Below are 19,854 nucleotides of genomic sequence, written 5' to 3'. Positions count from 1 at the left end.
CTGCCGGGTTGGTCGATCCAATACCCGGTGTCTGCGCGGAACGCGTGCGAGTTTCTGCCGCGCAGGTGCCTTAACGCTTGCATTGCCGAGCGTTGCCGTCTGCAATCGGCCTATCCCAGAGACCGTTCAGGAGCTTCACCATCATGTCCATCGATCCCAAGAGCCTGCTGCGCGAGCTGTTCGACACCGCCATCGCGGCGGCTCATCCGCGCCAGGTGCTGGCCGATCAGTTACCCGCCGACCGCAGCGGCCGGGCCATCGTCATCGGTGCCGGCAAGGCCGCCGCGGCCATGGCGCAGGCCATCGAGGAAGCCTGGGAGGGCGAGCTGTCGGGGCTGGTGGTGACCCGCTACGAGCACGGCGCCGACTGCGGGCGCATCGAGGTGGTCGAGGCCGCGCACCCGGTCCCGGACGACGCCGGCGAGCGCGTCGCCCGGCGCGTGCTGGAGCTGGTCAGCGACCTCGAGGAAAGCGACCGGGTGATCTTCCTGCTTTCCGGCGGCGGCTCCTCGCTGCTGGCGCTGCCGGCCGACGGCATCAGCCTGGCCGACAAGCAGGCGATCAACAAGGCGCTGCTCAGGTCCGGGGCGCACATCGGCGAGATGAACTGCGTGCGCAAGCACCTCTCGGCGATCAAGGGCGGGCGCCTGGCCAAGGCCTGCTGGCCGGCCACCGTCTACACCTACGCCATTTCCGACGTGCCGGGCGACCAGGCCACGGTGATTGCCTCCGGCCCCACGGTGGCCGACCCGACCACCTCGGCACAGGCGCTGGAGATCCTCACCCGCTACGGCATCGAGGTGCCGGAGAACGTCCGCGCCTGGCTCGACGACCCGCGCTCGGAAACCGTCAAGCCGGGCGACCCCTGCCTGTCGCGCAGCCACTTCCAGCTCATCGCCCGCCCGCAGCAGTCGCTCGACGCGGCGGCCGAGAAGGTCCGCGCCGCCGGGCTGACGCCGCTGATCCTCGGTGACCTGGAAGGCGAGGCGCGCGAGGTGGCCAAGGTGCACGCCGGCATTGCCCGGCAGATCGCCCTGCACGGCCAGCCGGTGGAGCCGCCCTGCGTGATCCTCTCCGGCGGCGAAACCACCGTCACCGTGCGCGGCAACGGCCGCGGCGGACGCAACGCCGAGTTCCTCCTCGGGCTGACCGCCGCGCTCGACGGCCTGCCGGGCGTCTACGCGCTGGCCGGCGACACCGACGGCATCGACGGCTCGGAAGACAACGCCGGCGCGCTCATGACCCCGTATTCCCTCGCCCGCGCTGCCGAGCAGGGCATCGACGCCGCCGAGCGCCTGGCTAACAACGACGGCTACGGCTTCTTCGCCGCCCTCGACGACCTGATCGTCACCGGGCCGACGCGCACCAACGTCAACGACTTCCGCGCCATTCTCGTTCTCGACAGGCATACCGATGACCAATGACAAGAAAGTCAAGATTCTCGCCACCCTCGGCCCGGCCATCACCGGTCCCGAGGACATCCGCCGGCTGGTGGACGCCGGGGCCGACCTGTTCCGCCTGAACTTCAGCCACGGCGATCACGCCGACCATGCCGAGCGCCACGGCTGGGTACGCCAGGTCGAAGCGGAACTCGGCCGCCCGATCGGCGTGCTGATGGACCTGCAGGGGCCGAAGCTGCGGGTCGGCCGCTTCGCCGAAGGCAGGGTACAGCTGGTTCGCGACCAGGCGCTGCGCCTGGACCTGGACCCGACGCCCGGCGATGCCCGCCGGGTCAACCTGCCGCATCCGGAGATCATCGCCGCGCTGCGTCCGGGCATGAGCCTGCTGCTCGACGACGGCAAGCTGCGCCTGGAAGTGGCGGCCAACCACGCCGAGGCCATCGACACCCGCGTGCTGGTCGGCGGCGAGCTGTCCGACCGCAAGGGCGTCAACGTGCCCGAGGCGGTGCTGGAACTCAGCCCGCTGACCGACAAGGATCGCCGCGACCTGTCCTTCGGCCTCGAACTCGGGGTCGACTGGGTGGCGCTGTCGTTCGTCCAGCGCCCGCAGGACATCGCCGAGGCGCGCGAACTGATCGGCGACCGCGCCAGCCTGATGGCGAAGATCGAGAAGCCCTCGGCGGTGCGCGAACTGGAAGCCATCGCGCGCCTCTGCGACGCCATCATGGTGGCGCGCGGCGACCTCGGCGTGGAGGTACCGGCCGAGAACGTGCCGCGCATCCAGAAGCAGATCGTGCGCGCCTGCCGCCAGCTCGGCCGGCCGGTGGTGGTGGCCACGCAGATGCTCGAGTCGATGCGCTTCTCGCCGTCGCCGACCCGCGCCGAGGTCACCGACGTGGCCAATGCGGTGGCCGAGGGTGCCGACGCGGTGATGCTTTCGGCCGAGACCGCCTCGGGCGAATACCCGTTCGAGGCGGTAAGTATCATGAGCAAGATAATCCGCCAGGTCGAAAGCGGCCCGGACTACCAGGCCCAGCTCGACGTCGCCCGCCCGCAGGCCGAAGCCACGGTGGCCGATGCGATCAGCTGCGCGGTGCGCCGGGTCAGCGGCATCCTGCCGGTGGCGGCGCTGGTCAACTACACCGAATCCGGCAGCTCCAGCCTGCGCGCCTCCCGCGAGCGGCCGAGCGCGCCGATCCTCAGCCTGACGCCGGACCTGGCCACGGCGCGCAGGCTGACCCTCGCCTGGGGCGTCTACTCGGTGGTCAACCCGCGCCTGCAGGACATGGAAGCCATCTGCCGCAACGCCTTGGAACTGGCCCGTGCGCAACGCATGGCGAGAACCGGCGACACCGTGGTCATCACCGCCGGCGTACCGCTCGGGCAACCCGGCACCACCAACAGCCTGCGCATCGAAACCCTCGACTGACCCACCCGCGTCCCTCATCCGGCCCTGCGGGCCCCCTTGTCCCTAGGGAGAAGGGAAAGGCTCCGGCGCCGGCCGGCGGCCCGGCAATAAACCGCAGGGGTCTCCGAGGTCTTGCTCCGAATGCGGCCGCACGATGTCGCGATCCAACGCCGGATAGCCCCCTCTCCCACCGGGAGAGGGCTGGGGTGAGGGAGCTGTGCCACCTGGCCTGACTGATCCAGTGCGCGACGGCGCCGACCAGCGGATCCTCAACCCTTGCTTGCCCGCGGGTCCTGGTCGCGCGGGTAGGTCCGCTCGTCCTGAATGGTGCCGTCGCGCCCGTGGATCTTCACCGAGCCGACCCGCAGCTTCATGTAGTCGCGGGTCTCGCGAACGATCTCGTCCTGGGTGTCGGCCTCGATCAGTGCGCGGTTGTCGCCCTCCTCCCTGAGTACCCAGCGATTGCCGTCGTGAACGATGTGATAGTTCTGCATGGCTGCCTCTCCACGGTGTGTCCCTTTCATTAGAGAGCGGCAGCCGGACGGCGTTCTCGCAGGCACGAAGGGTGCACTGCAAACATGCCCAAAGTTGCTCTTGACCGATACGGCAACCATTCGTCAGGCGTTTCGCCAACTGCCTGAACTCCAATGAAGACGTGGCGCTCTGTAATCATGAAGGCTGGCGATATATAGCCGGCCTCGACTCTCTATCAAACGAGGAGAACAGACATGGCTAACAACAACCCCGGCAACTTCGCCAACGATCGCGAGAAGGCCTCCGAAGCGGGTCGCAAGGGAGGCCACAACAGCGGAGGCAACTTCGCCAACGACCGCGAAAAAGCGTCTGAAGCCGGCCGCAAGGGCGGCCAACACAGCCATGGCGGCGGCCGCAAGAGCTGACGTCTGGCATAAAGAAAAGGCAGGGATAGGTAGTTCCCTGCCTTTTTTATTGCCTGTCATCCAGGCTAACTAAGCGAAGCGGCATAGTTAAACTTGCACGCACCCTCCGCTTGAATAGTTAATATTCGATCAACCTTTCTTCATATAACCGGCCGTTGCATATGAGCGATAACGATAGCAACGAAATGAATCCCGGCGACCAGGCGCCCGCAGGCACTCCTGGCACCGGCGAGAATATCTGCCCCGACTGCGCCGGCAGTGGCCGCGCCGAGGGCGGCCGGCCGTGCGCGACCTGCGGTGGCAGCGGCAAGGTGATCCAGGGCATCGGCGGTGCCTGAGCCCAGCCCATGAACGGAACGCCCATGCGCGGCAGCGCCTTCGGCGACGCCATCGTCGCCAGCCTGCTGGACACCGATTTCTACAAGCTGACGATGATGCAGGCGGTGCTGCATCACTACCCCAACGCGGAGGTCGAGTGGGCGTTCCGCAGCCGCACCGGCGAAGACCTCAGCACACACCTGGAGGCCATCCGCGAGCAGCTCGACGCTCTCGCCGGGCTGCGCCTGAGCGCCGAGGAACAGGCCTTCCTCGAGCGCATTCCCTACATGCAGCCAGACTTCATCCGCTTCCTCCGGCTGTTCCGCTTCGACCTGAGCTACCTGCACCTGGCGGTCGAGGACGGCGAACTGGCCATCCGCCTGAAGGGCCCCTGGCTGCACGTGATCCTGTTCGAGGTGCCGCTGCTGGCGATCATCAGCGAGGTGCGCAACCGCGCCCGTTACCCGCAGGCGCGGCTCGAGCAGGCCCGCGAGCGCTTCGACGAGAAATGCCGGTGGCTGCGCCAGCAGGCCACGGCGCAGGAACTGAAGACTTTCCGGCTCGCCGACTTCGGCACCCGCCGGCGCTTCTCCTCGGCCGTGCAGGCGGCGGTGGTGGACTGGCTGAAGCGCGACTTTCCCGGCTGCTTCATCGGCACCAGCAACGTGCACCTGGCGCGTACCCACGGGGTCAAGCCGATGGGCACCATGGCCCACGAGTGGCTGATGGCGCACCAGCAGCTGGGGCCGCGGCTGATCGACAGCCAGAGCGCCGCGCTGGACTGCTGGGTCCGCGAGTACCGGGGAGCGCTCGGCGTGGCGCTGACCGACTGCATCACCATGGATGCCTTCCTGCGCGACTTCGACCTGTTCTTCGCCAAGCTCTTCGACGGGCTGCGCCACGACTCCGGGGACCCGGTCGAATGGGCGGAAAAGGCCATCGCCCACTACCGCCGGCTGAACATCGACCCCGCCTCGCGGCGCCTGGTATTCTCCGACGCGCTGGATTTCGAGAAGGCGCTCGGCATCCACCGGGCGCTGGAAGGCCGTATCCAGACCAGCTTCGGCATCGGCACCTACCTGACCTGCGACCTGCCGGGCGTCGAGCCGACCAACATGGTGATCAAGATGACCGCCTGCAACGGCCAGCCGGTGGCGAAGATCTCCGACTCGCCGGGCAAGACCATGTGCCGCGACCCGGCCTTCGTCAGCTACCTCAAGCACGTATTCGGCGTGGTCTGATCAGGCCTCGTCCTCCAGGAGGAACTCGGTCGCCGGCGAGCCGTCGGCGTTGAGCTGGCGGATGCGCCTGGGCGCGCCTTCCTCGTCCAGCTCGAGCAGGCCGATGCCCGCGCCGTTCCACAGCCGCTCGCCGTGCTGGCGACGGTCCGGCACGCGCGGCACAACCTCCCAGCGACGCCGGGTGGTCAGCCAGTTGAGCGGCGACCAGGGCGCGTAGAGCCAGCGGTTGAGCCTGTCCAGCCAGTCCAGCAGGCGCTGCGGGAATTCGTTCTTCACCCCGCTGCTGGTCACCTGCCAGATCTGCGGGCCGCCGTCCCGGCCGCGGATGCTCACCTGGTAGACGAACGAGTAGTGCACGTCGCCGGACAGCACCACGTAGCGCCCGGGCGTGCGCGAATGGCGGAAGATGTTGAGCATCACCCGCGCCGCGCCGCGGTGCGCCATCCAGTTCTCCGCATCCACCAGCAAGGGGTGGCCGGCCCAGGTGAACACCCGCTGGATCGCTTCGATCAGCTTGACCCCGAACATCGGCGCCGGCGACACGATCAGCGCCGCCCGGCGGTCGAGCAGCGCCTGCTGCAGCTCGCTCAGCGCCTCCCAGTCCATCAGGCCGGACGGCCGACCGAGATTGCGCTCGCTGCGCCAGCGCCGCGTACGGGTGTCGAGCACCAGCAGCGGCGGCTGGGTGTCCAGCGTATAGCCCCAGCCGTCATGGGCCAGCACCCGGTCGATCAGGACGTCCTGGGCGGCGCAGTCCAGGTGGCCGGCGGCGTCCGGCCGGGCGGTGAGCGCCTGCACCTCGTCGAGCAGCGCCTCGAACCGCTCGGGCTCGTTGCCCCAGCCCTGGCACAGCAGGTAGGCCACCAGCGCGTTGCCGATGATGCGGCGGGAGAACGGATGGCCGTAGGCGGTCTGCTCCCAGCGCGCCGACAGGTTCCAGTCGTCGGTGATGTCGTGGTCGTCGAAGATCATCAGCGACGGCATCTGCGCCAGCGCCCGCGCCACCCGTGGCAGGCCCGTGCGGAACGCCGTCAGGCACTCGGTCTCGCGGGCGAAGCGGGCCTCCAGCTCCGGCTCCAGCGGCGGCATCGGCATCTCCACCAGCGCCCAGGGCGTCGGCGACCAGACCAGCAGGTACATGGCCATCACCTCGGCCAGGGTGACCAGGTGGTTCTGCCCGTGGGCGGTGGTGAACACCGGCTTTTCCACGCCGCCGAAGATCCGCTCGCGCACCAGCCCGCCGGTGCCGCTGGCCGGCAGCAGCTCCTCGCGCCGGTAATAGCAGGCCGGGTGGCGCAGCAGCGCTTCGCTGTCCTCCACCAGCGCTTCGCGCAGGCATTCGCCGAACAGCCCGAGGCGCCTCATCAGCACGTGGATGGCCACCAGCATCGGCCCGGCGACGTCGTCGGCGTAGACCTGGTCGCCACTCATCAGCAGCAGCGCCGGCCGCTCCTCGACCCGTTCGCCGAGCTCGCCCAGCAGGCGGTCGACGCACAGCAGGCCGTCGGCGGTCGGGTGGTGGGGCTTGCGGCAGGAGCCGTGCAGCACGCGGTCGAGCCGCGAGCGGATGGCGAAGGCCGGCAGGCGGCCGTCGTCATTCAGCAGGTGCGGGGCCCAGGCGGCGATCCCCTGACGCGCGCCGGGCTCGCCGAGCTGCAGGTCGTATTCGATCAGGCGGTCGGTGGGCAGCGGCTCGTCCAGCCGCAGGTCGACCAGCTGCAGCCAGCAATGCCGACCCAGCGCGATGGCTCGGCAGCTTCCGTCCAACGGCAGCTCGCGCACGGCTCCGTCCGGCCGCGACCGCAGCCGCAGGGTCAGCTCGAATTCGCCCGTGGTCGCCAGCCAGAACACCAGCCGCCCGGGCTCGACGCGGCGCAGCAGGGGGCCGGCGAGTACGGCGGGCAGCGCATCAGGGATGTCGGGCTGGGTGCAGGGCATGGCGCTCGGTCATCGGCTCGGCGGGGCGCAGGACGCCCCGCCGCGGGCAGGGACTGGGCGGACGTCGCCGTCCGCCACCGGACTCAACGTGCGTTGAGCTGTCCCTGGAGGTTGGCGATCTGGCTCTGCAGGGTGCTAATGTTGCGCGTCATCTGCGCGCGGAAGGCATCGAACTCGGCGGTGTTCACGCCGGGTGCCGACGCAGGCGCCGGCGTCGGTGCCGGGCGGTTGTCCACCTCGCTGCGCAGCACCAGCAGGTCCTGCTCCAGGCGCGCGATGGCCTGACTCGGGTTGCCCTGCTTCTGCAGCGCGGCGATGCGTTCCTCCAGCGTCTCGATGCGCGCCCCCAGCTTGGCCTGAGCCTGCAGCGAGGACTCCAACTGCGCCTGCTGGCTGCCCAGCGTCTTCACCGCTTCGGCGAGCTTGGCCAGCGCCGCCTGCTGCTCGCCGAGGTCGCCGGCGAACGCCTGCAGGCGCGCATCCTGGCCCTCGATCTGCTTGTCGTGGTTGCCCTGGCGGCCGGTCAGGCTTTCCTGCTGGGTGCTAACCGCGCGCTGCTGGCGGGTCAGTTCGGCCACCTGACCTTCGAGCTGCTTGATGCGCAGCTTCACCGCCTCGCTCTCGGTGGTCACGTTCGACTCGGCGGCCACCACCTTGCCGGAGATGTCCTGCAGACGCCCGTTGGCGTCCTCGCTGATGCGTGCGAAGGCATCCTGGGTGGCCACCAGTTGCATCTCCAGCAGGGAAATCTGCTGGAAGCTCCACCAGCCCAGCCCGCCGAGGGCCACCAGCAGGGCGATCACCATGGCCCACAGCGGGGCGGTGCCGAACGAGCGCCGGCCCTGGCCGCTGCGGCTCGACTGGCGATAGGCGCGGCTCACCTGCGGCTGCACCGTTTCCAGATTGGGAGCCGGATAGGGTTCGTCTCGATCGCGACCGGCGCTAAGGCTGGGCACGTTTTCCAGTTCGTCATCGGTGTCGTTGCGCATAGCGTTATCCCGGGCCAAATGGCAGGCAGTATACCGGTCCTCTCCGACCCGGCTACAGGCCCGCCGTTCCTGCACCTGGCCGAGGCGCCACAGCGGGCCGACGGACCGTTGCGGTGCATCTTGCCGGCGCCGGACCCGCCCCTGGCGATGAGCGCGCGGCAGCGAGGCCAGGGTTTGCGGGGGCCGCCGCCCGCGCGAGCCGGAAAAGTGTGAACTGGTATACGAATTGCTGCCAACTTCCCCGGATGGACACCTCGCGGCGGCAACGACCGCCGCATGGCCGCCTCGGGAGACACGACATGGAACTGAACAAGGCCGTTCTCGATTGCATGCAGCAATTGCGTCGCAGACTGCGTGACGAACAGCAGCTGGACATCCGCCTGAGCCAGCCGGACGCGGTCAGCGCCATGCTGGCCGCCTGCCTCGACTCCTCCGACGAGCACACCCGCAGCCTGGGGCGCCAACTCGCCGGATACAGCGACCTCCACAACGATTTCGCGCAGCCGGCCCGGGCCAGCGAACCGGAGTTCCCGCCGGGCGCCCCGGTGCTGATCTATCGCGGCCGCCGGGTCGTCGCCTGAACTCAGGGCGTCGTCACCAGCCACTGCGGTGCCTGCCGGATCAGGTGCTCGGTCAAGGCGCCGAGCAGCTGGCCGCCGTTGCGCCAGTGGTGCCAGTACAGCGGCACGTCCACCGCCCGTCCGGGTAGGACCTCGACCAGCTCGCCGCGCGCCAGCTCGCCGCTGACCTGCAGCTCCGGCACCATGCCCCAGCCGAGACCGCTGGCCAGCAGCCGCACGAAGCCCTCGGACGACGGGCACAGATGGTGGATGAAGCTGGCCGAGGCCCCTGCCGCCGCCATGAAGCGGTGCTGCAGCTGGTCGTCAGGCCCGTAGACCACCGCCGGTGCCCGTGCCAGCGAATCGATCGAGGGCCCCTCGGCGAAATGCCTGGCCATGAACGCCGGGCTGGCCAGCGCCCGGTAGCGCATGCTGCCCAGGTACTCGCTGCGCGCCCCGGCCAGCGGGCGCTCGGCGGCGCAGACGCAGGCTGCCACCTCGCCGGCGCGCATGCGCCTGAGCCCGACCTCCTGATCCTCCACCACGTGGTCGAGCAGCAGCCCGTGCCGGGCGCAGAACGGCGCCAGCACCCGCGCCCACCAGGTCGCCAGGCTGTCGGCATTGAGCGCGATGCGCAGGCGCTCCGGCAGGTGGCGGTCGTCCAGCTCCGGCACCTGGTGCTGCAGGTCGCGCTCGAGCAGGCGCACCTGTTGCACGTGGTTGAGCAGCCGCCGGCCGAGCTCGGTCGGCTGTGGCGGCGCCTGGCGCAGCAGCACCGGCTGGCCGACCCGCGCCTCGAGCAGCTTGATCCGCTGCGACACCGCCGATTGCGACAACCCCAGGCTGTGCGCGGCCCGCTCGAAGCCGCCCTGCTCCACCACCGCGGCGAGCGCCGCCAGCAGCTTGTAGTCGAACATCGCTTTTCCTAATGAGGGATGAATAATATTCGTTTCTCTTATAAACCGGCAGGCCCGAGACTCGCCAGCATCATTCACAGGAGATGCGCCCATGGCCGCCGAAACCGCTCTCGACCGCCTGCTCGCCGGGATGTCGCCCTGCCTGCAGCCGGGTACCTACGTGTTCTGCACGGTCCCCGAATCCCAGCCGTTCGAGCCGCGCGCGATCGTCGCCTCGATCCGCGAGCGGGAAGGCCTCAGCCTTGTCCTCGGCCAGGCGGATGCCGATCGCCTGGGCCTGGACTACGACTACCTGGCCTGCTGGATCACCCTGCAGGTGCACTCCTCGCTCGCCGCGGTGGGGCTGACCGCGGCGGTCTCGGGCGCCCTGGCCGAGGCCGGGATCAGCTGCAACCTGGTCGCCGGCTACCATCACGACCACCTGTTCGTGCCGCAGGCCGAGGGCGAGCGCGCGCTCGCCGTCCTGCGCCAGCTGGCGGGCACGCCATGAACGGCCTCTGGCAGAGCTACCTCAACGGCCTGGTGGTGACCGGCGGGCTGATCGTCGCGATCGGCGCGCAGAACGCCTTCGTCCTCGCCCAGAGCCTGCGCCGCGAACACCACCTCGCGGTGGCCGCGCTGTGCATCCTCTGCGACATCCTGCTGGTCTGCGCCGGGGTATTCGGCCTCGCCTCACTGCTCACCCAGAGCCCGGCATTGCTCGCGGTGGCGCGCTGGGGCGGGGCCGGCTTCCTCGTCTGGTACGGGGTGCTGGCGCTGCGCCGGGCGGCACGCCCGCAGGCGCTGGTGCAGGCCGGCAACGAGAGGCCGCGGCCGCGCCGGGCGGTGCTCGCCGCGACCCTGGCGGTGACCCTGCTCAATCCGCACGTCTACCTGGACACCGTGCTGCTGATCGGCTCGCTCGGCGCCCAGCAGCCGACGCCCGAGGCCTACGCGGCGGGCGCGGCCAGCGCCTCCACGCTCTGGTTCCTGATCCTGGCCCTCGGCGGCAGCTGGCTCGCCCCCTGGCTGGCGCGGCCGCTGACCTGGCGGCTGCTCGACCTCGGCGTGGCGGCCATGATGTTCGCGGTCGCCGCACAACTGATGCGCGGGCTCTGACGGGAACCCCGGTGGGCCACCGCGGTCCACGCTGGACGCGGTTTCCCGGACTCGCAGAGCAGTCGTGGCCACACCGTGGCAGCGTCTTTCCCACACGCTTGCCGCGTGTTAATGCCGCAGGTCGGATGCTATGATCGGGAGCTCGCGAGCATGGGACCTAGAGCCCCAGCCCGCCTGTTGGGCCGACCGTGAACGGCCAAGACTGCGCAAGCAGGTAGCACGCTAAGGATGAACGCGAAACGGGCGCAAGCGACGTACTCCCGCCCGATCGTCCGGTCCCCCGGCCTTGGCATGCCAGCCGCTAATCCTCGACACCTGAGCAGGAGATACACCATGGCTTTCGAATTGCCGCCGCTGCCTTACGAAAAGAACGCACTGGAACCGCACATCTCGGCAGAGACCCTGGAATTCCACCACGGCAAGCACCACCAGACCTACGTCACCAACCTGAACAACTTGGTTCCCGGCACCGAGTTCGAAGGCAAGGACCTGGAAACCATCATCAAGACCTCCACCGGCGGCATCTTCAACAATGCGGCCCAGGTCTGGAACCACACCTTCTTCTGGAACTGCATGGCGCCGAACGCCGGCGGCCAGCCCACCGGTGAACTGGCTTCGGCCATCGACAGCGCCTTCGGCTCCTTCGACAAGTTCAAGGAAGAATTCAGCAAGACCGCCATCACCACCTTCGGTTCGGGCTGGGCCTGGCTGGTCAAGAAGTCCGACGGCAGCCTCGGCATCGTCAGCACCGGCAACGCCGGCAACCCCATGACCGACGGCGCCAAGCCGCTGCTGACCTGCGACGTCTGGGAACATGCCTACTACATCGACTACCGCAATGCCCGTCCGAAGTTCGTCGAGGCCTTCTGGAACGTCGTGAACTGGGACTTCGTGGCGAAGAACTTCGCAGCCTGATCCTATCGATCGGTGCGTCCCCCAAAGCCCGGCTTCTTGCCGGGCTTTGTCGTTTTATGGCATGACCTGTGCTATCGGTCATTCGTCGGGTCGATCAAAAGAAGCCCAAGGTCCTGTCGATAAAGGAAAAGCACCCATCGACGCCTGCAGCGAGCGCCATGATATTGACGGCAGCATCATGGCGCTTTGATGTTAACCTTACGTAGCCCGTGGCCGCGGACCCGCGCCACAGTCCAGGTGCGAGCAATAAGAAGGACGTCCTCTTGAAGCTTGAACTGCGCAACAGCCTGTCGCGAAAGCTCCTGCGCGCCGTACTGCTCTCGGCAGTCGCGGTGGGGCTCGTACTCAGCTGCGCGCAGATCGTCTATGACGCGTTCAAGACCAAGCAGCTCATTTCGTCCGATGCCCAGCGCATCCTGCGCATGGCTCGCGACCCTTCGACCCAGGCCATCTACAGCCTCGACCGCGAGATGGGCGCGCAGGTGATGGAGGGCCTGTTCCAGCACGAGTCGATCAGCCGCGCCTCCATCGGCCATCCGGACGACGGCATGCTGGCCTCCAAGAACCGCCCGAAGATAGCCCTGCCGACACGCTGGATCACCGACCCCATCCTCGGCGCCGAGCAGACCTTCTCCGTGCCGCTCATCGGCCGCGAGCCCTACAGCGAATACTACGGCGACCTCAGCATCACCCTGGACACCGGGCAGTACGGACAGGAATTCGTGGTCGACTCGATCATCATCTTCGTCGTCGGCATCCTGCGCGCGCTGGCGATGGGCTTCGTGCTCTTCGCGCTCTACCAGTGGCTGCTGACCCGGCCGCTGATGAACCTCGTCCAGCACCTGGTGAGGATCAACCCCGACCGCCCCGGCGAGCACAAGCTGCCGATGCCCGACGGGCACGAAAAGAACGAGCTCGGCCTCTGGGTCGAGACCGCCAACGGCCTGCTCGCCTCAATCGAACGCAACATGCACCTGCGCCACGAGGCGGAGAACAGCCTGCAGCGCATGACCCAGTACGATTTCCTCACCGGCCTGCCGAACCGCCAGCAACTGCAGCTGCAGCTCGGGCAGATCCTCGAGGACGCCGAGCGGCAGCAGCGCCGCGTGGCGGTCCTGTGCCTCGGCCTGGACGACTTCAAGAGCGTCAACGAGCAGTTCAGCTACCAGACCGGCGACCGCCTGCTGATCGCCCTGGCCGAGCGCCTGCGCGGCCTGCCGGGCGTGCGCGCGCGGCTGGGCGGCGACCAGTTCGCCATCATCCAGCCCGACATCGACGAGCCCTACGAGGCCGCCGAACTGGCCCAGCACGTGCTCGACGCCCTGGAAGCGCCGATCCTGCTCGACGAGCAACCGGTCCGGCTGAAGGCCACCATCGGCATCACCCTGTTCCCAGAAGACGGCGACAGCACGGAAAAGCTGCTGCAGAAAGCCGAACAGACCATGACCCTGGCCAAGTCGCGCTCGCGCAGCCGCTACCAGTTCTACGTCGCCAGCATCGACAGCGAGATGCGTCAGCGACGCGAGCTGGAGAAGGACCTCGCCCAGGCCCTGGAGATGGAGCAGTTCCACCTGGTCTACCAGCCCCAGTTCGACTACCACCAGCGCCGCGTCACCGGCGTCGAGGCGCTGATCCGCTGGCACCATCCGGTCCGCGGCATCGTGCCCCCGGACCGCTTCATCCCGCTGGCCGAACAGAACGGCAGCATCATCGGCATCGGCGACTGGGTCCTGCAGCGCGCCTGCCAGCAACTGCGCGAATGGCACGACCAGGGCCTCACCGACCTGCGCATGGCGGTCAATCTGTCCACCGTGCAGCTGCACCACAACGAGCTGCCGCGGGTGATCAGCAACCTGATCCAGATCTACCGGCTGCCGCCGGAGAGCCTCGAAGTGGAGGTGACCGAGACCGGCCTGATGGAGGACATCGCCAAGGCCACCCAGAACCTGCATAGCATCCGCCGTTCCGGCGCGCTGATCGCGATCGACGACTTCGGCACCGGCTATTCGTCGCTGAGCTACCTCAAGAGCCTGCCGCTGGACAAGATCAAGATCGACAAGAGCTTCGTGCAGGACGTGCGCCAGGACGACGGCGACGCCACCATCGTTCGCGCCATCATCCAGATGGGCAAGAGCCTCGGCATGCAGGTGATCGCCGAGGGCGTGGAGACCGCCGAACAGGAGTCCTACCTGATCGCCCAGGGTTGCCACGAGGGCCAGGGCTACTATTACAGCCGCCCGTTGCCGGCCCGCGAGCTGATCGCCCTGCTGCGCCGCGACGGCCTGCTGGAAACCACCCGCTCCATGGTCCTCTGAGCGCAGGGCGCTCGCCTTCCCCTCTCCACGGGCGCGCTCGCCGCCTCGAACTGCACCTTCCGCCTGCCCGTCGCCGGCCAAACGGGCGCGCCCGCAACTGGCCCTTTGCAAAAATGAAAATCTTTCGCATTATGTTCCGCCACCGGAGCGGGGCCGCCGCTCCTCGAGACCTGCATGCCAGGCGCCACGCAAACGAACGCAAGGAACACGTCATGCTACGCACCCCTTCCTGGGCCACCGCCAGCCTGCTGGCCGTTGCAATCTCCCTCGCTGGCTGCGGTGAAGACAAGGAGTCGACCGCGCCCCAGCAAGCCGCCGCACCGCAGACCGCGACCCAGCCCGAGTCGGCGCCCGCACAGCCGGCCGGCATCAACGAAGAAGCCGCCGCGGCGGTGGTCAACCACTACGCCGACCTGGCCCTGGCCGTGTTCAGCGATGCCCACGCGGCCGGCGTGAAACTCCAGGAGGCGGTCGATGCCCTGCTCGCCAACCCGACCGAGGAAACCCTCGTGGCCGCCCGCGAAGCCTGGCTGGCCTCCCGCGTGCCTTACATGCAGACCGAAGTGTTCCGTTTCGGCAACCCGGTGGTCGACGACTGGGAAGGCCAGCTCAACGCCTGGCCGCTGGACGAGGGCCTGATCGACTACGTCGCCGAGGACTACCAGCACGGCCTGGGCAACCCGGGTGCGACCGCCAACATCATCGCCAACGAGAAGATCCAGGTCGGCGAGGACGTCATCGACGTCACCGAGATCACCGGCGAGAAGCTCGCCAGCCTGAACGAACTGGCCGGATCCGAGGCCAACGTCGCCACCGGCTACCACGCCATCGAATTCCTGCTCTGGGGCCAGGACCTGAACGGTACCGGCCCCGGCGCCGGCGAACGCCCGGCGACCGACTACGTCGAGGGCGACGGCTGCACCGGCGGCCACTGCGACCGTCGTCGCGCCTACCTCAAGGCGGTCACCGACCTGCTGGTCAGCGACCTGCACGAAATGGTCGGGCAGTGGCAGCCCGACCAGCCCGAGAACTACCGCGCCAGCCTGGTGGCCGAATCCGCCGAGAACGGCCTGCGCAAGATGCTCTTCGGCATGGGCAGCCTGTCGCTCGGCGAACTGGCCGGCGAGCGCATGAAGGTCGCGCTGGAGGCCAACTCCACCGAAGACGAGCACGACTGCTTCAGTGACAACACCCACAACTCGCACTTCTACAATGCCAAGGGCATCCGCAATGTCTATCTGGGCGAGTACCAGCGCATCGACGGCACCACTCTGACCGGCCCGAGCCTTTCCTCGCTGGTGCAGGAGCAGAAGCCGGACGTGGACACCGTCCTGCGCGAGCGCCTGCAGGCCACCGAGGCGAGCATGCAGGTGCTGGTCGACAGCGCCAACAACGGCCAGGCGTTCGACCAACTGATCGCCGCCGACAATGCCGAAGGCCAGGAGAAGGTCCGTGCCGCCATCGGCGCGCTGGTGGAACAGACCGCGGCGATCGAGCAGGCCGCCGCCGCCCTGGGCATCGCCAACCTCAACCCCGACACCGCCGACCACGAATTCTGATCGGCATGCGGGTGCGGCCTCAGGCCGCGCCCGCTCGGGCAGAACCCCGTTCCGCTTGGGCCCGACGCCAGCGAGGCCGTTCCGGGCCGAATGCGCGAATGCAAATCCCTCTTATTAAGCTCCGACAACGCTGCTAAGCTGCACGCCTTTCTCGTTCAGGTCAGCCGATGCACCCGCCGCTCCGCCTTCTCTCCCCCGCCCTGCTGGCCCTCGTCCTGAGCGCCTGCGGCCCGGCGCCGTTGCCCTCGGCGGCGGTCGAACCCGGCGAGACCCTGTCCGGCGGCGGCACCACCGTGATGCAGAGCGACCACAACGCCTTTTCGCTGCCTTCGGCCAACCTCAGCCCCCTGCGCCGGCTGGATTTCAGCGTCGGCAACAGCTTCTTCCGCAACCCCTGGGTGATCGCCCCGACCACCACCACCGCCCGCGACGGCCTAGGGCCGCTGATGAACACCAACGCCTGCCAGAACTGCCATATAAAGGACGGCCGCGGGCACCCGCCGGGACCGGACGCGACCTCGTCCGTCTCCATGCTGGTACGGCTGTCGCAGCCGGCAGGCGCGCAACAGGCCGCGCTCATCGAGCGCCTCGGCAGCCTTCCCGATCCGGTGTACGGCGCGCAGCTTCAGGACATGGCGATTCCCGGCGTCCAGCCGGAAGCGCGCATTCGTGTGCACTACAGTCCGCGCCTGGTCACCCTGGCCGACGGCACCGAGATCGAGTTGCGCGCGCCGCGGCTGCAGATCGACCGCCTCGGCTACGGAGCGCTGGCCGACAGCACGCAGTTCTCCGCCCGGGTGGCTCCGCCGATGATCGGCCTGGGCCTGCTCGAAGCCATCCCCGAGGAGGCCATCCTCGCCAACGCCGATCCGGACGATGCCGACGGCGACGGCATTTCCGGGCGGCCCAATCTGGTCTGGGACCACGAGCGCCAGGCGACCGTGCTCGGCCGCTTCGGCTGGAAGGCCGGCCTGCCGAGCCTGCGCCAGCAGAACGCGCAGGCCTTCGCCATCGACATGGGTTTGACCAATGTCCTGTTCGAGCGGGACGACTGCACCGAACACCAGACCGCCTGCCTCGCCGCGGTCAACGGCGGCGAGCCGGAGGTCAGCGACAAACTGCTCGACGCCGTGACCTTCTATTCCCGCCACCTCGGCGTGCCGGCCCGGCGCCAGGTCGACGACCCGCAGGTGCTGCAGGGCAAGGCGCTGTTCCACCAGGCCGGCTGTGCCGGCTGCCATACGCCGAGCTTCACCACCGCCGCCGATGCGGTGGATCCGGAGCTGGCCAACCAGGTCATCCGCCCCTACAGCGACCTGCTGCTGCACGACATGGGCGAGGGCCTGGCCGACAATCGACCCGAGTTCCAGGCCAGCGGCCGCGAATGGCGCACCCCGCCGCTGTGGGGCATCGGCCTGACCCAGGTCGTCAGCGGCCACACCCAGTTCCTGCATGACGGCCGCGCCCGCAACCTGCTCGAGGCCATCCTCTGGCATGGCGGCGAAGCCGAGCGCGCGCGCCAGCAGGTCGTCGGCTTCGACGCCGAGCAGCGCGCTGCCCTGCTCGCCTTCCTGGAATCGCTCTAGCCATGCTGCCGCGCAGCCCTGCTCAAGGAGTCACACGCATGCCCCGCTCCCGTCTGGCGCACACCGCCTGGATCCCCCTGCTGACCGCCCTGGCCCTGGCCGGCTGTGGCGACGACAGCGATCCGTTCCAGCAGGCCAGCAGCGCCCTGGCCGACCACGTGCTGCTGCCGAGCTACCAGAGCTGGGCCGAGACCGACCGGCGCCTGGCCGACAGCGCGCGGGCCTACTGCGCCGGCGAACAGAACCTGGAGCAGGCGCGCGAGGTCCTGCTCGACGCGCAGACGGCCTGGGCCGCCCTGCAGCCGATGCTGGTCGGCCCGATGGGCGAAGGCAATCGCGCCTGGCAGGTGCAGTTCTGGCCGGACAAGAAGAACCTGGTCGGGCGCCAGGTCACCAACCTGCTCAAGGCCCATCCGCAGCTGACGCGTGCCGACATCGAGAACGGCAGCGTGGTGGTGCAGGGACTGACCGCCTACGAATACGTGCTCTACGACGAGGCCGTCGATCTCGCCGCCCCGCAGGTCAAGGCCAGCTACTGCCCTCTGCTGGTCGCCATCGGCGAGCACCAGCAGGCGCTGGCGGCCGACATCGTCGCCCAATGGCAGGCCAAGGACGGCATGGTCGCGCAGCTGCGCGACTTTCCCAACGACCGCTACGCCGAGCCCAGCGAGGCGATCGCCGACATCCTGCGGCTGCAGGTCACGGCGCTGGACGGCCTGAAGAAGAAGCTCGGCACGCCGCTCGGCCGGCAGAGCAAGGGTCATCCCCAGCCCTACCAGGCCGAGGCCTGGCGCAGCGAGGCCTCGCTGGCAATGCTCGGCGCGGCGCTGGAAGGGGCCGAACGACTCTGGAACGGCGGCGGCCAGCCGGGCCTGCGCAGCCTGCTCGGCGACGACCAGCAGGCGCTGGCCAAGCGCATCGACGAGGCCTATGCCCGGGCACGCGAGGCGCTGGTCGCGCTCGACAGCCCGCTCGGCACGCTACTTGCCGACGAAGCGGGACGTGCCCGTGTGAACGAGTTCTACCAGCGCCTGGATGACGTGCACCGGTTGCACCAGGGCGAGCTGGCCAAGACGCTCGGCATCCAGATCGGTTTCAACGCCCACGACGGAGATTGAGAGATGAAACGCCGTGCTTTCCTCGGCCTGGGAACGGCGCTGGTCGCCGCCAGCGCCGTCGGTGGCTGGACCCTGACCCACCATGCACCACAACCGCTGCTGCTCTCCGCCCGCGACGACGGCGACGGCCAGCACTACGCCGTGGGTTACCGCCTCGACGGCAGCCAGGCCTTCGCCACCCCGGTGCGCGAGCGCTGCCACGACGTCTATGCCCACCCGCACCTGCCGCTGGCGGTGTTCGTCGGCCGCCGGCCAAGCCGCGAGAGCTACGTGCTGGACACGCGCGACGGGCGCCTGCTGCAGGTACTGGCGTCGCCGCCGGACCGGCATTTCTACGGCCACGGCATCTTCGACGCGGCAGGCGAATGGTTCTACAGCACCGAGAACGACACCCGCGATCCGGGCCGCGGCGTGCTCGGCGTCTACCGCCTGGAAGGCGAGCGCCTGGTGCGCCATGGCGAGCATTCCACCCACGGCATCGGCCCGCACCAGCTGCTGTGGATGCCCGACGGCGAAACCCTGGTGATCGCCAACGGCGGCATCCGCACCGAGGCCGACAGCCGCGAGAAGATGAACCTCGACGCCATGGAGCCGAGCCTGGTGCTGCTGCACCGCGACGGCCGGCTGCTCAGCAAGGAGCAGTTGCCCGAGCAGATGAACAGCGTCCGCCACCTGGCCGTGGCCCGCGACGGGACCGTGGTATCGGGCCAGCAGTACGAGGGCGACCCGCTGGAAAAGGTGCCGCTGCTGGCGATCAAGCGGCCGGGCGAGGCCTTCCAGCCCTTCCCGCTCGGCGAGGCCCAGCGCCAGGTGATGAACCAGTACACCGCCAGCGTGGCGATCCACGACGACCTGCGCCTGCTGGCCGTTACCGCACCGCGCGGCAACCGCGTGTTCATCTGGGACCTGGACAGCGCCGAACTGCGCCTGGATGCCCACCTGCCGGACTGCGCCGGGGTCGGCGCCGTGAAGGAGGGTTTCCTGGTCAGTTCCGGGCAGAGCCGCTGCCGCCTCTACGACTGCCGCCGCAGCGAGATCGCCATGCAGCCGCTGACGTTGCCGGCCGGCCTGTGGGACAACCACCTGCGCCTGGCCTGATCCGGCCCGCCGTTATCCACCTCGGCGGCCGGACACCGGCCGCTCAGCGCTCCCGCCCCATCCCTTGGGACAGGCTGTACATGAACAGCAGGAGATCCTCGTCGGGCCGTACCTGCGCCTGCTGCTGCAGGCGCGCCTTCGGCGGCAGCGGGCAGTAGCCGAGCCCGTTGGCGCTCCTGACGATGCCGGCGTCCGGCTGGTGCCAGGCGGCCGCGCACAGCGATGCGACACCGAGCAGGGCGATGAAAAACAAACCTCTGGCAATGTCGAGCTTCATGGCGCAACCCTTTGATTTGGCGGGGCGGTCAGCTAACCCTAGAGCAGCTTGATGGACTTTGCGTCGACAGCTGATGAACGGTACGTGAACTTTTCGGTCCTGGCTGCGCCGATCGTCGCGAAAAGGGCACGACCTTGGTCACGCAAATGGCCTTCACCGCGCTGAAGCAGACTTGTAACGAGCTCGTTCCCCAGGCTTTCAGGTGCGCATGGCACCCT

At 68.7% G+C, this 19,854-nt stretch carries 19 protein-coding genes; 14 read left to right on the top strand and 5 right to left on the bottom strand.

Annotated features, from left to right (window positions below):
• Nucleotides 1–143: 143 nt before the first annotated feature.
• On the top strand, nt 144–1,424 hold the full coding sequence (locus H610_RS0111085) for a glycerate kinase type-2 family protein (RefSeq protein ID WP_028239730.1): 1,281 nt from the start codon (nt 144–146) through the stop codon (nt 1,422–1,424).
• On the top strand, nt 1,414–2,829 hold the full coding sequence (gene pyk / locus H610_RS0111080) for a pyruvate kinase (RefSeq protein WP_028239729.1): 1,416 nt from the start codon (nt 1,414–1,416) through the stop codon (nt 2,827–2,829). Before H610_RS0111085 ends, pyk begins: the two co-directional genes overlap by 11 nt.
• A 248-nt stretch (nt 2,830–3,077) precedes the next feature.
• On the opposite strand, the gene H610_RS0111075 is transcribed toward pyk, so the two are convergent.
• Nucleotides 3,078–3,302: a DUF2188 domain-containing protein gene (locus H610_RS0111075; protein ID WP_028239728.1), complete on the bottom strand. Its 225-nt coding sequence runs from the start codon at nt 3,300–3,302 to the stop codon at nt 3,078–3,080.
• Between the two features lie 234 nt (nt 3,303–3,536).
• Here H610_RS0111075 and H610_RS0111070 point away from each other — a divergent pair, with 234 nt between their 5' ends.
• From H610_RS0111070 to pncB, 3 genes are all read left to right on the top strand, one after another.
• Nucleotides 3,537–3,707 (top strand): con-10 family general stress protein, encoded by a 171-nt coding sequence (locus tag H610_RS0111070; protein ID WP_028239727.1) that lies wholly within the window; start codon nt 3,537–3,539, stop codon nt 3,705–3,707.
• Between the two features lie 161 nt (nt 3,708–3,868).
• Nucleotides 3,869–4,045 (top strand): hypothetical protein, encoded by a 177-nt coding sequence (locus H610_RS25800; RefSeq protein ID WP_169338857.1) that lies wholly within the window; start codon nt 3,869–3,871, stop codon nt 4,043–4,045.
• Between the two features lie 24 nt (nt 4,046–4,069).
• Complete coding sequence (pncB, locus tag H610_RS0111060) at nt 4,070–5,266, top strand: nicotinate phosphoribosyltransferase (RefSeq protein WP_028239726.1); 1,197 nt, start codon at nt 4,070–4,072, stop codon at nt 5,264–5,266.
• Here the strand turns inward: pncB and H610_RS0111055 are convergent, their stop codons facing one another.
• Both H610_RS0111055 and H610_RS0111050 read right to left on the bottom strand, forming a co-directional pair.
• A complete protein-coding gene (locus tag H610_RS0111055) occupies nt 5,267–7,204 on the bottom strand; it encodes an alkaline phosphatase D family protein (RefSeq protein ID WP_028239725.1) in 1,938 nt (645 codons plus the stop codon). It lies immediately after the preceding gene.
• Between the two features lie 83 nt (nt 7,205–7,287).
• Nucleotides 7,288–8,193 (bottom strand): hypothetical protein, encoded by a 906-nt coding sequence (locus H610_RS0111050; protein ID WP_028239724.1) that lies wholly within the window; start codon nt 8,191–8,193, stop codon nt 7,288–7,290.
• A 299-nt stretch (nt 8,194–8,492) separates the two neighbouring features.
• On the opposite strand from H610_RS0111050, the gene H610_RS0111045 reads away from it, so the two are divergent.
• Nucleotides 8,493–8,774 (top strand): hypothetical protein, encoded by a 282-nt coding sequence (locus tag H610_RS0111045; RefSeq protein WP_028239723.1) that lies wholly within the window; start codon nt 8,493–8,495, stop codon nt 8,772–8,774.
• A gap of 2 nt (nt 8,775–8,776) precedes the next feature.
• Here the strand turns inward: H610_RS0111045 and H610_RS0111040 are convergent, their stop codons facing one another.
• Nucleotides 8,777–9,670, bottom strand: coding sequence for a LysR family transcriptional regulator ArgP (locus H610_RS0111040; protein WP_028239722.1), 894 nt, complete (start codon nt 9,668–9,670; stop codon nt 8,777–8,779).
• A 91-nt stretch (nt 9,671–9,761) separates the two neighbouring features.
• Between H610_RS0111040 and H610_RS0111035 the strand changes: the two genes are divergently transcribed.
• The 8 genes from H610_RS0111035 to H610_RS0111000 all read left to right on the top strand — a co-directional run bounded on the left by H610_RS0111035 (nt 9,762) and on the right by H610_RS0111000 (nt 19,359).
• Nucleotides 9,762–10,160 (top strand): ACT domain-containing protein, encoded by a 399-nt coding sequence (locus tag H610_RS0111035; RefSeq protein ID WP_028239721.1) that lies wholly within the window; start codon nt 9,762–9,764, stop codon nt 10,158–10,160.
• Nucleotides 10,157–10,768, top strand: a complete 612-nt coding sequence (locus H610_RS0111030; RefSeq protein WP_028239720.1) for a LysE/ArgO family amino acid transporter — start codon at nt 10,157–10,159, stop codon at nt 10,766–10,768. Before H610_RS0111035 ends, H610_RS0111030 begins: the two co-directional genes overlap by 4 nt.
• A gap of 333 nt (nt 10,769–11,101) precedes the next feature.
• Nucleotides 11,102–11,683, top strand: coding sequence for a superoxide dismutase [Fe] (gene sodB / locus H610_RS0111025; RefSeq protein WP_028239719.1), 582 nt, complete (start codon nt 11,102–11,104; stop codon nt 11,681–11,683).
• Nucleotides 11,684–11,946: 263 nt separating this feature from the next.
• Nucleotides 11,947–13,998 (top strand): putative bifunctional diguanylate cyclase/phosphodiesterase, encoded by a 2,052-nt coding sequence (locus H610_RS0111020; RefSeq protein WP_028239718.1) that lies wholly within the window; start codon nt 11,947–11,949, stop codon nt 13,996–13,998.
• Between the two features lie 212 nt (nt 13,999–14,210).
• Nucleotides 14,211–15,557, top strand: a complete 1,347-nt coding sequence (locus tag H610_RS0111015) for an imelysin family protein (protein ID WP_028239717.1) — start codon at nt 14,211–14,213, stop codon at nt 15,555–15,557.
• 167 nt (nt 15,558–15,724) lie between these two features.
• Nucleotides 15,725–17,143 carry a di-heme oxidoreductase family protein gene (locus H610_RS0111010; RefSeq protein ID WP_028239716.1) on the top strand — a complete coding sequence of 473 codons (1,419 nt, stop codon included), beginning with the start codon at nt 15,725–15,727 and terminating at the stop codon, nt 17,141–17,143.
• Between the two features lie 38 nt (nt 17,144–17,181).
• Nucleotides 17,182–18,261 carry an imelysin family protein gene (locus tag H610_RS0111005; RefSeq protein WP_051231671.1) on the top strand — a complete coding sequence of 360 codons (1,080 nt, stop codon included), beginning with the start codon at nt 17,182–17,184 and terminating at the stop codon, nt 18,259–18,261.
• Between the two features lie 3 nt (nt 18,262–18,264).
• Nucleotides 18,265–19,359: a DUF1513 domain-containing protein gene (locus tag H610_RS0111000; protein ID WP_028239714.1), complete on the top strand. Its 1,095-nt coding sequence runs from the start codon at nt 18,265–18,267 to the stop codon at nt 19,357–19,359.
• Nucleotides 19,360–19,402: 43 nt separating this feature from the next.
• Here the strand turns inward: H610_RS0111000 and H610_RS0110995 are convergent, their stop codons facing one another.
• On the bottom strand, nt 19,403–19,636 hold the full coding sequence (locus tag H610_RS0110995) for a hypothetical protein (protein ID WP_028239713.1): 234 nt from the start codon (nt 19,634–19,636) through the stop codon (nt 19,403–19,405).
• Nucleotides 19,637–19,854 lie beyond the last annotated feature (218 nt).

Origin of the sequence: Stutzerimonas azotifigens DSM 17556, from assembly GCF_000425625.1 — a bacterium.
GTDB classification, from domain to species: Bacteria; Pseudomonadota; Gammaproteobacteria; order Pseudomonadales; family Pseudomonadaceae; genus Stutzerimonas; species Stutzerimonas azotifigens.
This window is presented reverse-complemented; position numbering and strand designations above follow the sequence as displayed.

Coding starts and splice junctions, on each gene's coding strand:
- sodB (WP_028239719.1), top strand. CDS start 11,102: ATGGCTTTCGAATTGCCGCCGCTGCCTTACGAAAAGAACGCACTGGAA.
- H610_RS0111050 (WP_028239724.1), bottom strand. CDS start 8,193: ATGCGCAACGACACCGATGACGAACTGGAAAACGTGCCCAGCCTTAGC.
- H610_RS0110995 (WP_028239713.1), bottom strand. CDS start 19,636: ATGAAGCTCGACATTGCCAGAGGTTTGTTTTTCATCGCCCTGCTCGGT.
- H610_RS0111010 (WP_028239716.1), top strand. CDS start 15,725: ATGCACCCGCCGCTCCGCCTTCTCTCCCCCGCCCTGCTGGCCCTCGTC.
- H610_RS0111070 (WP_028239727.1), top strand. CDS start 3,537: ATGGCTAACAACAACCCCGGCAACTTCGCCAACGATCGCGAGAAGGCC.
- H610_RS0111085 (WP_028239730.1), top strand. CDS start 144: ATGTCCATCGATCCCAAGAGCCTGCTGCGCGAGCTGTTCGACACCGCC.
- H610_RS0111030 (WP_028239720.1), top strand. CDS start 10,157: ATGAACGGCCTCTGGCAGAGCTACCTCAACGGCCTGGTGGTGACCGGC.
- H610_RS25800 (WP_169338857.1), top strand. CDS start 3,869: ATGAGCGATAACGATAGCAACGAAATGAATCCCGGCGACCAGGCGCCC.
- H610_RS0111045 (WP_028239723.1), top strand. CDS start 8,493: ATGGAACTGAACAAGGCCGTTCTCGATTGCATGCAGCAATTGCGTCGC.
- H610_RS0111040 (WP_028239722.1), bottom strand. CDS start 9,670: ATGTTCGACTACAAGCTGCTGGCGGCGCTCGCCGCGGTGGTGGAGCAG.
- H610_RS0111075 (WP_028239728.1), bottom strand. CDS start 3,302: ATGCAGAACTATCACATCGTTCACGACGGCAATCGCTGGGTACTCAGG.
- H610_RS0111055 (WP_028239725.1), bottom strand. CDS start 7,204: ATGCCCTGCACCCAGCCCGACATCCCTGATGCGCTGCCCGCCGTACTC.
- pyk (WP_028239729.1), top strand. CDS start 1,414: ATGACCAATGACAAGAAAGTCAAGATTCTCGCCACCCTCGGCCCGGCC.
- H610_RS0111015 (WP_028239717.1), top strand. CDS start 14,211: ATGCTACGCACCCCTTCCTGGGCCACCGCCAGCCTGCTGGCCGTTGCA.
- pncB (WP_028239726.1), top strand. CDS start 4,070: ATGCGCGGCAGCGCCTTCGGCGACGCCATCGTCGCCAGCCTGCTGGAC.
- H610_RS0111005 (WP_051231671.1), top strand. CDS start 17,182: ATGCCCCGCTCCCGTCTGGCGCACACCGCCTGGATCCCCCTGCTGACC.
- H610_RS0111035 (WP_028239721.1), top strand. CDS start 9,762: ATGGCCGCCGAAACCGCTCTCGACCGCCTGCTCGCCGGGATGTCGCCC.
- H610_RS0111000 (WP_028239714.1), top strand. CDS start 18,265: ATGAAACGCCGTGCTTTCCTCGGCCTGGGAACGGCGCTGGTCGCCGCC.